Raw genomic sequence first — 13,789 nt, 5'->3', positions numbered from 1 at the left:
TCGCCCTAGGTCTCTCAGAATCGCACCCTCGCTTAACTGCCTGCGCTGTGGAGTTAGGCTTCCTATCCTGCTCCACCCTGCACCCTTCCGAACGAAATGCCCTGCGGGAAGGCTTACGCTTCCACACCCTAGTGTTACGGTATGTCTGGTACGGTACGTCGGCGATCTTCTGGCTGTTGGGCGATCGCCCATTGGCCATGACCAATCACGAAGTACGAATGAACGTGCGTGCATTTACGAATGAACGGAGCGCGATCGCATCGATATCGCACCTGTAGATTCCGCAATTAAAAGCTACTGAGTCTCATTCTTTAAAGCGTATGGCCCTTAAATTCATGAAAACTTCATAAAATCAATAATTTTTAGTGAAAAATTAATCCTCTCGGAAGACGCCGGGGCGATCGTGAGCTAAGCCGCTGCTTGGAAGGGCGAACTAGGCTGGGGTTGGGATAAAAACTTCGGTGGGACGTCAAGTTTTCGGAGACAATGATAGACGGTGAAAAATCGGTCGGCCCAAGACCGAGCCGCCAAACACTGGCTTCCACTCCACTCCTATCGTTTTGACTGATGCCGATGAAATCTTATCTCGCTGCTGCTGTGCAGATGAACAGTCTGCCTGATATTGAAAAAAACCTGGTTCAGGCAGAAGACCTGATCGATCTGGCGGTACGTCAGGGAGCGCAATTGATTGGACTTCCTGAAAACTTCTCCTTTATGGGCGATGAAGCCGACAAGCTGGCCCAAGCTGAGGCGATCGCCACCCAAAGCGAAAAGTTTTTGCGCACCATGGCCCAGCGCTATCAGGTGACCCTGCTCGGGGGTGGGTTTCCAGTGCCGACAAGCGACGGGAAAGTCTACAACACGGCGCTGCTGATGGGCCCCGAGGGCCAGGAACTGGCTCGCTACCAAAAAGTACATCTCTTTGATGTGAATCTGCCGGATGGCAATACCTACCATGAGTCGAGCACGGTGACGGCCGGCACCCAGCTACCGGGGGTCTACGCGTCGCCAGACCTCGGTAACCTAGGGCTGTCGGTGTGCTATGACGTGCGCTTTCCAGAGCTCTATCGCCATCTCTCAAAGCTGGGGGCAGAGGTCTTGTTTATTCCAGCAGCCTTCACCGCCTACACCGGCAAAGATCACTGGCAGATTTTGCTGCAGGCCCGGGCGATCGAAAATACCTGCTACGTGATTGCGCCGGCCCAAACCGGCAAGCACTATGCCATGCGCCAAACCCATGGCCACGCCAGCATTATTGATCCCTGGGGTATGGTCTTGGCCAATGCGGGCCATAAACCCGGCGTGGCGATCGCTGCCATTGAACCCAGTCGCCTTGGCCAGGTGCGGCGGCAAATGCCTTCTCTAGAACACCGAGTCTTTGCCTAGCCCATTCGCCGAGTCCATTTGCCGAGTCCATTTACCTAGTCCATTAATAGTGTTTGCTTAGCTAGTCCATCAGGATAATCAATGGGGACATTGGGGCGATCGCGGCTATAGTCTTGGCCACACCTACGTTTGAATAATGGGCTAGGTCTGGGACGCGATCGCCCGGCATTGGAAACTCATGACGTCGGGTGATCCTCTCTTGTAAAGAACCTTGTAGAGTAAACAGAATGAGTTGTGGAACCCATGGTTAACCTTATGACTTGGCTACCCTTGCCCATCGCGGCGTTTTTGAATCCCAGTATGCTTGTTCCTCCCCTATTAGCCACCAGCGAAGCGGCTGAGGCGGGAGGATTCATTTTGGCGGGTGTGCTGGTCAGCCTCATTTCGGTGTATTTAGCGGCCAAGATCGGCGGCGAAATTTGTGCCCGCATCAACCTGCCGCCCGTGTTAGGCGAGTTAGTCGGGGGGGTTGTCGTTGGGGTTTCTGCTCTGAATCTCTTGGTGTCACCGGAAACGGCTGGGACTGCCGATCACTCGCTGATCATCCGGTTTTTGGAAACGACGGCTGGACTCTCGCCAGAGCTAGCACCAACGGTCTTTGAAGCAGAGAGCGAAGTGATCTCCGTTCTGTCAGAACTGGGCGTGATCATCTTGCTGTTTGAAATTGGTCTTGAATCAGATCTAAAAGAACTGATCCGCGTGGGGCCCCAGGCAGCGATCGTTGCTGTTGTTGGGGTGGCTGTGCCGTTTGCTGCCGGTACCGCCGGCTTGATTGCTTTCTTCGGTGTGCCAACTGTGCCGGCTATTTTTGCTGGGGCTGCCCTAACGGCGACCAGTATCGGTATCACGGCCAAGGTTTTGGCCGAGCTCCAGCAGTTGAAAACGAAGGAAGGCCAAATCATCATTGGGGCAGCCGTGCTCGACGATGTCCTGGGCATTATTGTGCTGGCCGTGGTAGCAAGTTTGGCTAAAACCGGAGAAATCCAGATCTCGAACGTGATTTTCCTGATTGTGGGAGCGGCATCATTTCTCATTGGCTCCATCCTGCTTGGACGCTTGCTCAGCCCTATTTTTGTTTCCTTGGTCAACCAACTTCAGACCCGAGGACAGCTCATTCTCACCTCTCTCGTGTTTGCCTTTACCTTGTCCTACATTGCCTCAGCGATTCAACTAGAGGCGATCCTTGGGGCCTTTGCCGCCGGCTTAATTTTGGCGGAGACTGAGAAACGCCACGAGCTAGAAGAACAGGTGCTGCCCATTGCAGACATGCTCGTTCCAGTCTTTTTTGTGACGGTGGGAGCCAGTACCGACCTCAGCGTTTTAAATCCCACGGTGCCCAGCAATCGCGAAGGGTTGATTATTGCGGCTTTCCTGATTGTGGTGGCGATTATCGGAAAGGTAGTCACAGGATTTACCGTCTTTGGGCAGCCGGGTATCAATCGTTTAGCGATCGGGGTCGGGATGGTGCCACGGGGCGAAGTGGGTCTGGTATTTGCCGGTGTGGGCTCTGCCAGTGGCGTGCTGTCAGAATCCCTGGAGGCTGCCATCATTGTGATGGTGATCTTAACGACCTTTGTGGCACCGCCGCTGTTGCGAGTTGTATTTCAGCAAGGTTCAGGCTCATCCCAAGATCTGCAACCCTCTGCCGCAGCCGTGGCTGGAGCGGATGGAGCTACGCTGAATGCCCAACCTGAGCAGGCCTTAGAGGATTCCGAGAACAAATCTTAGCGTTAGATGGGGAACCCTCGTTGGTGTTTCCTGGTCTAGTCCTAACTTGTGATCAGGTTTGATTTCCTTGTGTTCCTTCCCTGGTTGATAGGGATTGGCACGTTCCGTTGTTGTCTGACGGCGGCGCTAAACTTGCATTCACCGGATTACCCAGAGCATGACTGTTGTTGGCCTGAGGTGATGATAGGGCGATCGCCTCTATCACCATCAAGTAGCGTCATTTTTCAAGCATTTCGCCTACACTAAGCTACTCAGTCTTGTTCTGAGACGATCGATACAGGAGAACTGCGACGGTTGTCCCCCCGGTGGGACATAGCGTCTAACTGTTTAGGAGGCTCATGTGAACGTTCATTGGCTACTCTCTGGCATGATCGGAGCGATGGGAGCGATCTTGATTGCCCTGCCGGCCGATGCTGGGCAAATCCAATCTTGGTCCTACGATAGCCGTGCCAATCGCCTTGTTTTTTCCACCTCGTCTGGCGTCCAACCCCGTGCTCAACTCATTTTCAACCCCACCCGGTTAGTGATTGATCTGCCCGGTACCACGTTGGGATCGGCGGCCAGTAGCCGGATGATTGGCACCGAGGTAGCGGAGGTGCGGCTCGGACAGTTTAATAGCCAAACGGCCCGGATTGTCATTGAGCTGAGCCCTGGCTATGTGATCGATCCCCAGCAGGTGGTTGTTCAGGGAGAAACGCCAACCCAGTGGATCGTGCAGTTACCAACGCCGGAACGCGGAGCAACGCCGACAGCGATCGCTCCCTCACCCACCTCATCCCCCCCATCTACGGCAACGAGTCTGCCGGCTGGGGCCGCCACTCGCCTAGAGAATGTGCGCGTCACGCCCGATGGCTTTTTCATTCGCACCACCGGCGATACCGCTGCTGTAGACGTGGATCCATCGGAGCAGGAGATCACGGTAGACCTCACGAACACCGTTTTATCCTCCCAAGTGATGGCTAGCTTGCCCGTGAACCGCTATGGCGTCAGCCAGCTTTCCTTTAGCCAGCTTGATACCTCACCACCCACGGCTCGGATCACGATGAGCTTGAGCCAGGAGGACATGGAGTGGCGGGCTAGCTCCAGCAGCGGTGGCGTGGTGCTGTTGCCTGTGGATGGAGCCCTGGCCCGAGAGTTGGATCAGCTCCCCTCTGACCTCAGTGAGGTGCCGGCGCAGGCATCTCCTAGCTCAGGCTCCTTGTCTACGATTCAGGCGATCGCCCTCCAGGATGGTGAAACCCAACTGTTGATCCGCGCCGATGGCCCCATCCAACCGACCAGCCAATGGGATGCCGCTAGTGGCAGCTATCAGATTACCGTCGCCGGGGCGCAGTTGGCAGAACGACTTTCTGGCCCCCAACTGAGCGCCACGAGCCCCCTAGTGCGGGTGCGGGTGCGACAGGCCACGGCGGATACGGTGGTCATCCAAGTGGAGCCGGCACCAGGCACCCAACTCGGCGATCTGAATCAACTCAGCTCCCAGCTAGCGGCTCTGTCCATCAACCGTTCTGATCAAGCCATTGCGGTGCCGCCGCCCAATACGTCGGGCAGTTCAGGGACAGCCTTTGGGGTGCAGAATCCAGAGGGGCGCGTGGTGGTGGTCATCGATCCGGGGCACGGCGGCCGGGATCCGGGCGCGGTGGGTCGTGGTGGCATCCAGGAAAAAGACATCGTGCTGTCGATTTCCAACCAAGTTGCTAGTCTGCTAGAACAACAGGGCATTATGGTGGTGATGACCCGCCAGGATGATCGTGAGGTGGATTTGCAGCCCCGAGTCTCCATGGCAGAGCAGGCCAATGCTGATTTGTTTGTGAGTATCCATGCCAACGCCATCAGCCTCAGCCGTCCTGAGGTGAATGGTGCGGAGACCTACTACTATTCCGATTCAGGGTTGCGGCTAGCTCGGGTGATTCACGACAGTATGCTGGGAACAGGTGTGAACGATCGCGGCATTCGCCAAGCGCGGTTCTATGTTCTTGTGAATACATCAATGCCTGCCGTTCTCCTAGAAACTGGGTTCGTGACCGGTGAAGAGGATGCACGACTGTTGGCCGACCCAGCCTTTCGCACCCGCATGGCTGAAGCGATCGCCAACGGCATCGCCCAGTATGTCCGCCAAAATTTCTAAAAATTTCTAATAGAGCGATCGCTCTACTAGGATGCTTGTTCGCTCGGGGATGGGTTCTCCACCCCAATAGCTCCCACGCTTGTTGACCGTCCTGTTTTCATCCCTTGATAGTTCACAGTTCCTATGCCTAATCTTTCAGCCTTGGATTTGCCGCTGCCCGGTGTTCAGCCTGCCCGCATTGGAGTGTTTGATAGCGGTGTGGGCGGTCTCACCGTTTTGCGTGAACTCTATCGCCAGTTACCCCAGGAATCGATCCTCTACTTTGGCGACACGGCCCGCCTGCCCTACGGCGAGCGATCGCCCGCTGATATTCTGCAGTTTGTGCGCGAAATTGTGGCCTGGATGATGCAGCAGCAGGTCAAAGCTATCCTCATGGCCTGCAACACCAGCTCTGCCCTGGCTTTGGAAAGCATTCAGTCAGAATTTCCGGTGCCAATTTTAGGGTTGATCTTGCCCGGTGCGCGGGCGGCCGTCCAGCAGGGGCGGCGGATTGGCGTGATTTCTACCCCAGCAACGGCCAAGAGCCACGCCTACCAGCAGGCTATTCAGGAAATTGACCCTAGCGCTCAGGTTTGGGAAGTGGGCTGTCCGGAGTTTGTGCCGCTGATTGAGCAAAATCAAATTCACAGCCCGCAGATGCGACGGGTGGCGGAAGCCTACCTACAGCCCCTGATCGACCGGCAAATTGACACCTTGATCTACGGCTGCACCCACTACCCCCACCTGGCCCCGGTGCTGAAGTCTATTTTGCCGAAAACGGTGCAGTGCATCGATCCAGCGGCTCATGTGGTGATGGCGGCGGTTCAAGAACTGGAACTTCTCGGGCTGCGATCGCCCCAGCTTGCCATGCCCACCCGCTTCTGCGTCAGCGGTTCACCCCAGCAGTTTGCCCAAATCTCTAGCCAGTGGCTGGGCTTTACACCCCAAGTGGAGGCGATTTCCCTCCATGAACTGTCGGCCTGCGTGGGAGCCCAGGCCGATTTGGCCTAGGACGTTGTTTGCCAGGATTCTAGTGGCCAGGATCTAAGCCCGAAGCGATCGCCAGAAAGTAGCGATCGCTTCTGCAAGACCCCATGCACTCAGGAATTCTCACGAGTTGTTACATAAGTTTACTAATCTTCGTGATCCTCAAATGGATCGCTAAGCTCCCGAGACGGTGGCCCAAATGAGGTGTAGATTGCCCAGCCTGTCACGGCCACCATTGCCGCGCAGATCGTAATTCCAAGCACCATGGCAGGTTCTAGTTGCATAACTTAAAATCAAATCCACAAATATACGTGCGTCCTTCCCATATAATATTACAGATAATTAAACCGCTTAGAATTTCACGACGGGTTACTCATGGCACAACGGACTTGGTTAGGAGACTTGATCAGACCCCTTAACGCTGAATACGGTAAGGTTGCTCCCGGTTGGGGAACGACTCCGCTCATGGCCGTGTTTATTTTGCTATTCTTCGTCTTTTTGCTCATCATTCTGCAAATCTACAACTCCTCCATCATTTTGGATGGGCTAGATGTGGACTGGAGCACCTTAGGCAAATAGTTGATTGGTTCACACATACCTTCAAATTGGGATTCATTTGTGGTTTGCAAATGGGTTCTCTACCCCGGTCTCACCGGGGATTTTTATGGGCATGCACCTAGGTATGTCCCCCAGGCATGAATCGGGTATGAACCATGTATGGACGCAGAGGCTCTAGGGGCGATCGCTCATCCTAGTTCCCATTGTTGTGCAAAAAAATGTCCCAGACTAGGAGCATTTTGCGCTAGGGTGAATAACAAGCTAGCTTGCGCCACGCCCCCCTTGGCTGATCCAACCTGCGGTAGGCAGTCGGCGGTGTGGACTGCTCAGGGATCTTGATTCCTAGGTACCACGCCCTCAAGGTTGGCTCATGTTCTGCTGGGTGGAAGCTGAGTGACTATCACGCTTAAAAGGCTCATACTGTTTGGTGCTGCCGTAGGAGAACTAGACCATGAATGTATTCGGGATTGGACTACCGGAAATGGCCGTGATCACAATCTTGGCCCTTGTAATTTTTGGCCCGAAGAAGCTTCCAGAAATTGGGCGTAGTCTCGGTAAAGCCATTCGCGGGTTCCAAGAGGCGTCTAAAGAATTTGAAACTGAGTTCAAGCGGGAAGCCGAACAACTTGAAAAGGTCAGTAAGCAGCCCATGGAGGCTACCCTAGAACCTCCCACGCCCAAGGCTCTAGGTTCAACATCGGAGCCTGAAGCTGACATCGAAACGGCCAAGACCGAAGAGCCAGCTACCTCCGAGTCATCGGTAGGTTAAGGGCAACTGCACCTAGCCCATGTCAGATGGTTAGCTAGATCCTCAAAAGCCTTTACCCACGCCCCTTGGGTGAGGGAACCAGAAGGGTGGATCAGCTCCCCTTGCAAGCGCGGCTAGGGATGGTAGACGGGCTGCAGGATGGGCGAAGGGCTTGTCGAGCGATCGCAGCTTGGCATTGATATCGGTTGTGTCAGGTCAACGACTGGGGCTGACCAAGCATCCCTGGGGCGATCGCTCCGGGGCTTTTCCATGGGGCAAGCGGCTCCATCCAAGCTCGGCAGCTCAGTCTAGACCTCCTACCCCATCTTCAATGACCCGCTTGCTCTCGCCCTCAAGTCTTTTCCCCAAAAGCAAGGGATGTATCCCGTTGAAGTCCCCCAGTCTGGAGTCTTTGACCTAGGACAATAGACAGCAGATTTCAGCGCAGTTCAGTGCTCGACAATGCAAAGCACCACCATGGCTAATCCTTCCTCTCGCGAGCCATCGCGATCGCCCGACACCGAGCCGCCTGCCCTCGTGATTCCCCAACTGATCGTGGGACTAGGCAACCCAGGACGGCAGTATGATCAAACCCGGCATAACGTGGGCTTTATGGCCGTCGATCGTCTGGCCCAATCCTGGCAGATACCGCTGGCGGATCATAAGAAGTTCAACGGCTATTTTGGCGACGGGCGCGGCCCCCATGGCGATCGCATTCTGCTGCTCAAGCCGACGACCTATATGAACCGCTCTGGGCAATCCATTCGTGCAGTGGTGGACTGGTTTAAGCTGCCGCCAGAATCGGTGCTGATCATTTACGACGAAATGGATTTGTCCGTCGGACGCTTGCGGATGCGCCTATCGGGATCGGCGGGCGGCCACAATGGCATGAAGTCAGCGATCGCTCACCTGGGCACCCAAGCATTTCCACGGCTGCGCATTGGCATCGGCAATCCCAGAACGGAAACCCCAGGGTCTAATCAAGGCACGGTATCCCATGTGTTGGGCAAGTTTTCCCCCGCCGAAGGCAAGGTGATTGCCGACATTCTCACTTTGGTGCTGGATGCCGTGGAGATGGGACTGAAACAAGGCATGGCCAAGTCCATGAGCCTTTATAACGGGCGATCGCTCGACCTTCCTCCAGCTAGGAGCTAGGCGCACGTCTAGGACTAGACCGCATTGCTCACCCAGTCAGTGATTGAAATCCATGAAGGGTGCCTTTATGATGGCCCTCGTTTATCAGGTTGGCCATGGCAATGGGCGCTGATGGGTCGACCACCCGTTCCCCTTGTCCGGTCAGTTGTAGTGGTGGAGCAGGCACCTTGGCATCGAAACGACGATTACCCCAAACCACAGCCCATGTCCGCATCACCCATCAATCTTGGCAGACCGGTCGCATTGAGGGTGAGGTGCGGGCCAATGATTACGAATGGCAGTTCCAATGGAAGTTTCGCGTCGGAGAACTGTCCATTGAGCCTTCCTTGGGGCGAGCTCTGATTCAAGATCCCCTAGGACGCTTTTTGGAACGCTCCGACTATCAGCTTGAACCGGGGGGAGACTATTCCTTCACCATTCGTGCAGACATTTAAGGAGCATTGAGGGCACCTGGAAACGAGCTAACGACGATGGTTGAATGACGCGAAAAGCCTTGCCACAAGGGCGATTGGAATGACTCCGATCGCTCTTTGTTGTCAGGGACATGAGGGAGAAGCAGTTCTCAGAAAGTAATATTCAACACTTCTTGGGTATGTTAGATTATGGGAAACTTCACGAAATCATTACATTTAAGTTTGAAAATCCCAAGAAACTTCGCTTTAAATCGTCATAAATGGTGCATTATCCAACATGTCTTCTCAATCTCTCAGCAGTTTTCGTAAGGGTCATGAATGTTTGGATGCGCAGGATACCTCTGCTTTAAACTCCATCTTCTTTACATCCATTCCCCCGGAGCGCATGGGTTTGAACGGTGACTATGACCATGATGGCTTAGCTAAGCGGGTGAGCCTAGTTTTGAGTGATCAGTTCAGTTCTAGTGACCTTCAGGATCTGCACGTTGCTCAACGCGGAGCCGTTGTGGTGTTAACGGGCAAACTCGAAACGCGATCGCTCCTGGAAAGCATCACCCAAGTTGCCCAAGCCGTCCATGGTGCGGCCGAGGTAGAAACCTTAGGCGTGCGGATCCTAGATCCTGTAGCCGACTACAGCTACCTCCCCAACTTTTCGCCCTTCAGCTCTTCGTCCTACGCCTACTAATCCCATCGGGCAGAAAGGTTGCGTTGGGGTGCTTAAGCCCAAGACCCCTATCTTATTCTGATATCCAAAGATAATCTGCCATCGGTGGGAGGGGCTCACCGGACGGCAAAGTTAACTCTGCAGGTTCATCTCCTACGGGCGTGTCACTCAATAAAAGCGATCGCTGCTGAAAAACGTTGGGCCGGTCATCCAGCCGCCGCTGCACACGGCTGGGGATGCCATAGTGGTAGACAATATGTCCCCGTCCAGCTAAAACAACCATGACCGTATCGGGGCGATCGCTCACAAAGGCGGCGATCGCCTCTGCCATGGTTTCATCCCAGAGCACCTGAGCCAGAAAAAAGTTTTCAAACCCTTGGCTATGACCATGGGAATGCTGGGCGTAGAGATCCCACAAAAGCTGGCGATAGCCTACGGAACTGGTGTCTAGATCTTGGATATCTGGCACCCAGCGATCGTCCTCGGGCTGGAAACCCAGCAGACCCTTTTGGGCCACCCGCCGGGTAATTTCTGTGGGGGTATTCAGCGCCACCACCGGCAGTTGATGGGCTTGGGCAAAGCGCAGGATTGGCGCGTAGTACTCCCAATCGTAGCCCCAGCGCTGATCATACTCCGTCTGTTCCCGAAGTTCAGCTTCGCTGATGTCACCGGCAAGGTACTGATCAAGGCTGGCTTGGAAGGGCCGCTGGATCATTTCTAGACCGATCGCCAGATTGGGATTGCGATCGTAGAGCTGTTGGATAATGGCCAACTGGCTAGCGTGGTCGGCAGCTTGGTTATGGGTTTCCCCCAAATACACCACGTTCATCTGGGCCAGCTCATCCAAAACCCGATCTACCGCTACTACTTGCATCCCCTCTCGCAGATTAGACACCGTCTGGGCCTGGCTACTCAGGGGCGCAGACAGGACTAGGGCAATGGAAAGGCTGGATAGGAGAGCGATCGCACGGGTGGAGATAGGCATAGGAGAGTGCTGTGGATGGGCGCATCTTCTATCATGCCTGAATGCCATAAAAAAGAGGTGAGCCGTGGCCCACCTCTAAACGCCAATATGAACAATTCAGCCGTAGATAGCCCGAAAACCGGCCCTACGGTACCGCTTACAGAGTGCGGAAGTTAGCGGCGGTGAGGGTATCCGCATCCACGCGCTGCAAGACCGCGATGTCTCGCCGTCCGACCTGAACCAGGGTATTGCGTCCCTGCTGGGTGAGGGTCAGATCGCTAAAGGATAGATCACCTAGGAGACCGATGCGATCGCTCTGCTGCCGATTGAAGTCGCGAATGGTGTCTACACCAGGACGTCTGCCAATGATAAAGAAGTCACGATCCGCGCCGCCAAGCAACACATCATTGCCTGCACCGCCATCCAGCACGTCATTACCCGCGCCGCCCCGGAGAACATCGTTGCCGGAGTTGCCATTCAGGCGATCGTTGCCAACACCACCATTCATGCGATCGCTATTGCGACCACCGATCAGCCGGTCATTGCCCGCATCGCCATTCAGCACATTATTGCCAATGCCGCCATTGAGCACATCATTGCCGCCCAAACCGCGCAGGACATCGTTGCCCCCAAAACCTACCAGCACATCATTCCGTGGGCCGCCCGACAGCACATCACGACCGTTGGAGCCCCGTAGGAGGAAGGGGCGAGTCAGGACGATATCGTTGCGCACCTCTAGGTTTTGGATGCGGCGATCGCGCTGAGCTGGTGTATCCCGTTCATTGAAGGAATTGGTGGGAAACTGATCTAGCAAATATTCCGCTAGGGCATCCTGCTCGGTGCCATTATCCGCATCCGTGGCATTGCCTGTCCGCACGCCCTCTTCTGCCAAGTCCACCCGCTCGGTGGCAAAGAAATCTAGCGGATAGCTATCGCCACCGTCGGCTAAAAAGCTCAGGGTGACCATACGAATTTCCCGGTTGGGATTGCCCACGAGGCGGCCGTTGCGCACCAGCACATCCACCACGCGGCCGTTATCATCCAGCAGCGCTAGGTTACGAATGCGATCGCCCTCGGTGACCACCGTGCCGTTATCGCCAAACTCAATGGCGGTGCGGGTTGCATCAAAACTGAAGGACATGCCGCCCACTTGAGGAAACTGACCTGGGGTTGCGCCGTCTCCGCTGGCCGCCACCCCATGCTCCATCAGGTAGCGCAGTTCCTGGGCCGTGACGGTGACTAAGGATAGTTCGTTGTTAAACCGTAGGGCATTGCTGACATCGAGCTGTGAGATGTCGCCCGCTTCCTTACCCGCCAGCGGGTTGGCGCTGGGTGGGAGCTTCAGGGCATCGTCGGGATCGGTGGAACCAGCCGGAAAGGTAACAAAACCGATGTTGTCGCGAATACCGCCGCCATTTTTCAACGACACCTGTACGGTGCGATCGCTTTGTCGAGCAGCGAAGAGGTTGGCATCAGCGGTTAAGTTACCTAAGTTGGTTTCTTGAGTACGCACATCCCCACGGCTGCCGTTTAGGAAAACGGAGGTGTTGCCAAAAATCGAACCATCTAGACTAGAGATAATCGTCGATAGGTCATCCACAATCTGCTGAATTTCAGGATCCACCAGATTTTCTGCATTTAGAGCTGCAACGCCAGCAGCATCGGTGGCATAGGCTCCACTGACCGCCGAGTCAATGCTGTCTGGCAGGATGACGCCATTGTCATCAAAGGTCACCACCAGTTGCCCCACATAGCGGTAGTTGCCATCGGTGTTAACCACCACCACGGGTTCTGCCTTGGGTGCGCCGTTGCTATCGGTGTCCACAATGATCGGATAGTTGCCAGCCGCAACGTCTCCAGCTCGGAGGGTATCGGTATCATCAGCCAGAATGGTGTTGGAGCCACCCGCCATGATGATGTCTACCCCTTCGAGCAGACCAGCCAGCTCTAGCTCAATAGCAATTTGCTGCATGTGAGCCAGCAAAATAATGTGCTGAATGCCAGCATTGGTGAGGTTATCAACCTCTGCTTGGATCGCTGCCGCTAAGCTCTCAATGTTTTCAGTACCCAGAATATCCACATTGCCAGGTGACGAAATCTGGGCAAGCGTTGGCGTTGTGGCACCGACAATCCCGAAATCAATACCGCCTTCTTGAATGACCACGCTGCGAGCGATGGAGTTGGGCTGGGGCGCTGCACCATCGGGAACAACTAGTCCAGAGAGATTGGCGTCATTGGTGAAATCTAGGTTGCTGCTGAGATAAGGGAACAGCGCACCAGGGTAGTTGATGATTTCGCCATCAATGTCAACGGTGGCTGGTGATAGCAGATTTTGAATCGCACCGGTGCCCAAATCAAACTCGTGGTTGCCAAAAGCGATCGCTTGAAAGCCTAGTTCATTTTGAATCAGGATATCAGCCCGGCCGACTGCTCCCAGTAGCGTTTCGCTAGCGCTGAAAAATGGGCCGGGAATATAGGCATCCCCCGACGATAGCGTGAGGGTTCCATCTGCACCAAAGCCATCATTCCGTAGGGCATTGAGGACGGCAGAAAAGCGAGGGGCATCTTCAAGAGCAGGAATTCCTGCTTCTTGATCGGCCGTATGCAGCAGTTGGAGTGTAAAGGTCATGACCCAAAATCCGTGTAGTTTGACTGAACGATTGAGTGCGCAAAGGTCTCAATGTCCACACTTCCCACATGGGACTTAAGGTTAGGTCATTGTTAGGTTATGATCGTGCTACTGTTGCGTTAACGTAGTTGATTGAAAAGTAAGAAGCTTTAAAGTCTTGTTTGGTAAAGCTTTTGTCGATCAATCTAAGATCTAGAGATAATAATACCTTAAGCTTGGGTTAAATCTATCTAGATAGCTTAGGAGAAACTTAGGGTTTTGTTAATCGTTTGTTCATCTATTTTGCCCTGCGGTGTGCAGGGGGCGACGAATATGTCTTGAAACGCAGAGAGCGATCGCGCTGTCTATGTTGTATGTCCATGTTGTCATAGTCTGTCTGGTCTGGAGGCATGGGAGGGGGCAGTACAGCTCTGAGCCGAGGTGGGCAAGTGTTGATTGCTGCGGCTGCAC

General features: G+C 54.6%; 14 protein-coding genes. 11 read left to right on the top strand and 3 right to left on the bottom strand.

The genetic code is table 11. From position 1 onward, the window contains the following. The first annotated feature begins 47 nt into the window (after positions 1-47). From JUJ53_RS17190 to murI, 5 genes are all read left to right on the top strand, one after another. Positions 48-278, top strand: a complete 231-nt coding sequence (locus tag JUJ53_RS17190; RefSeq protein WP_204153248.1) for a hypothetical protein — start codon at positions 48-50, stop codon at positions 276-278. Between the two features lie 295 nt (positions 279-573). Further along, positions 574-1,386 carry a carbon-nitrogen hydrolase family protein gene (locus tag JUJ53_RS17185; RefSeq protein WP_204153247.1) on the top strand — a complete coding sequence of 271 codons (813 nt, stop codon included), beginning with the start codon at positions 574-576 and terminating at the stop codon, positions 1,384-1,386. 300 nt (positions 1,387-1,686) lie between these two features. Beyond that, entirely contained in the window at positions 1,687-3,114 is a 1,428-nt protein-coding gene (locus tag JUJ53_RS17180; RefSeq protein WP_239125159.1) for a cation:proton antiporter, read from the top strand. A gap of 340 nt (positions 3,115-3,454) precedes the next feature. Further along, the gene (locus JUJ53_RS17175; RefSeq protein WP_204153245.1) at positions 3,455-5,242 is read left to right on the top strand and encodes an N-acetylmuramoyl-L-alanine amidase; all 1,788 of its coding nucleotides are present in this window, start codon (positions 3,455-3,457) and stop codon (positions 5,240-5,242) included. Between the two features lie 123 nt (positions 5,243-5,365). Beyond that, positions 5,366-6,232, top strand: coding sequence for a glutamate racemase (gene murI / locus JUJ53_RS17170; RefSeq protein WP_204153244.1), 867 nt, complete (start codon positions 5,366-5,368; stop codon positions 6,230-6,232). A gap of 122 nt (positions 6,233-6,354) precedes the next feature. On the opposite strand, the gene psbN is transcribed toward murI, so the two are convergent. Continuing rightward, positions 6,355-6,492 (bottom strand): photosystem II reaction center protein PsbN, encoded by a 138-nt coding sequence (psbN, locus tag JUJ53_RS17165; protein ID WP_204153243.1) that lies wholly within the window; start codon positions 6,490-6,492, stop codon positions 6,355-6,357. 91 nt (positions 6,493-6,583) lie between these two features. Here psbN and psbH point away from each other — a divergent pair, with 91 nt between their 5' ends. The 6 genes from psbH to JUJ53_RS17135 all read left to right on the top strand — a co-directional run bounded on the left by psbH (position 6,584) and on the right by JUJ53_RS17135 (position 9,767). Continuing rightward, on the top strand, positions 6,584-6,787 hold the full coding sequence (psbH, locus tag JUJ53_RS17160) for a photosystem II reaction center protein PsbH (RefSeq protein WP_204153242.1): 204 nt from the start codon (positions 6,584-6,586) through the stop codon (positions 6,785-6,787). A gap of 430 nt (positions 6,788-7,217) precedes the next feature. Further along, complete coding sequence (locus tag JUJ53_RS17155) at positions 7,218-7,535, top strand: TatA/E family twin arginine-targeting protein translocase (protein WP_204153241.1); 318 nt, start codon at positions 7,218-7,220, stop codon at positions 7,533-7,535. 138 nt (positions 7,536-7,673) lie between these two features. Continuing rightward, the gene (locus JUJ53_RS17150; protein WP_204153240.1) at positions 7,674-7,826 is read left to right on the top strand and encodes a hypothetical protein; all 153 of its coding nucleotides are present in this window, start codon (positions 7,674-7,676) and stop codon (positions 7,824-7,826) included. Between the two features lie 165 nt (positions 7,827-7,991). Beyond that, on the top strand, positions 7,992-8,669 hold the full coding sequence (gene pth / locus JUJ53_RS17145; protein ID WP_204153239.1) for an aminoacyl-tRNA hydrolase: 678 nt from the start codon (positions 7,992-7,994) through the stop codon (positions 8,667-8,669). A 167-nt stretch (positions 8,670-8,836) separates the two neighbouring features. Further along, on the top strand, positions 8,837-9,103 hold the full coding sequence (locus tag JUJ53_RS17140) for a DUF3146 family protein (protein WP_239125142.1): 267 nt from the start codon (positions 8,837-8,839) through the stop codon (positions 9,101-9,103). Positions 9,104-9,359: 256 nt separating this feature from the next. Further along, positions 9,360-9,767, top strand: coding sequence for a hypothetical protein (locus JUJ53_RS17135; RefSeq protein ID WP_204153238.1), 408 nt, complete (start codon positions 9,360-9,362; stop codon positions 9,765-9,767). 52 nt (positions 9,768-9,819) lie between these two features. Here the strand turns inward: JUJ53_RS17135 and JUJ53_RS17130 are convergent, their stop codons facing one another. Together JUJ53_RS17130 and JUJ53_RS17125 are read right to left on the bottom strand one after the other, a co-directional pair. Beyond that, positions 9,820-10,731, bottom strand: coding sequence for a ChaN family lipoprotein (locus tag JUJ53_RS17130; protein ID WP_204153237.1), 912 nt, complete (start codon positions 10,729-10,731; stop codon positions 9,820-9,822). A gap of 136 nt (positions 10,732-10,867) precedes the next feature. Next, positions 10,868-13,339 (bottom strand): 5'-nucleotidase C-terminal domain-containing protein, encoded by a 2,472-nt coding sequence (locus JUJ53_RS17125; RefSeq protein WP_204153236.1) that lies wholly within the window; start codon positions 13,337-13,339, stop codon positions 10,868-10,870. Positions 13,340-13,789 lie beyond the last annotated feature (450 nt).

The organism is Leptolyngbya sp. CCY15150 (assembly GCF_016888135.1).
Taxonomy (GTDB): domain Bacteria; phylum Cyanobacteriota; class Cyanobacteriia; order RECH01; family RECH01; genus RECH01.
Note: the sequence above shows the minus strand (reverse complement) of the source record. Positions and strands in the feature narration are given on the sequence as shown.

Coding starts and splice junctions, on each gene's coding strand:
- JUJ53_RS17155 (WP_204153241.1), top strand. CDS start 7,218: ATGAATGTATTCGGGATTGGACTACCGGAAATGGCCGTGATCACAATC.
- JUJ53_RS17135 (WP_204153238.1), top strand. CDS start 9,360: ATGTCTTCTCAATCTCTCAGCAGTTTTCGTAAGGGTCATGAATGTTTG.
- JUJ53_RS17180 (WP_239125159.1), top strand. CDS start 1,687: ATGCTTGTTCCTCCCCTATTAGCCACCAGCGAAGCGGCTGAGGCGGGA.
- JUJ53_RS17185 (WP_204153247.1), top strand. CDS start 574: ATGAAATCTTATCTCGCTGCTGCTGTGCAGATGAACAGTCTGCCTGAT.
- JUJ53_RS17130 (WP_204153237.1), bottom strand. CDS start 10,731: ATGCCTATCTCCACCCGTGCGATCGCTCTCCTATCCAGCCTTTCCATT.
- psbH (WP_204153242.1), top strand. CDS start 6,584: ATGGCACAACGGACTTGGTTAGGAGACTTGATCAGACCCCTTAACGCT.
- JUJ53_RS17125 (WP_204153236.1), bottom strand. CDS start 13,339: ATGACCTTTACACTCCAACTGCTGCATACGGCCGATCAAGAAGCAGGA.
- psbN (WP_204153243.1), bottom strand. CDS start 6,492: ATGCAACTAGAACCTGCCATGGTGCTTGGAATTACGATCTGCGCGGCA.
- murI (WP_204153244.1), top strand. CDS start 5,366: ATGCCTAATCTTTCAGCCTTGGATTTGCCGCTGCCCGGTGTTCAGCCT.
- JUJ53_RS17150 (WP_204153240.1), top strand. CDS start 7,674: ATGGGCGAAGGGCTTGTCGAGCGATCGCAGCTTGGCATTGATATCGGT.
- pth (WP_204153239.1), top strand. CDS start 7,992: ATGGCTAATCCTTCCTCTCGCGAGCCATCGCGATCGCCCGACACCGAG.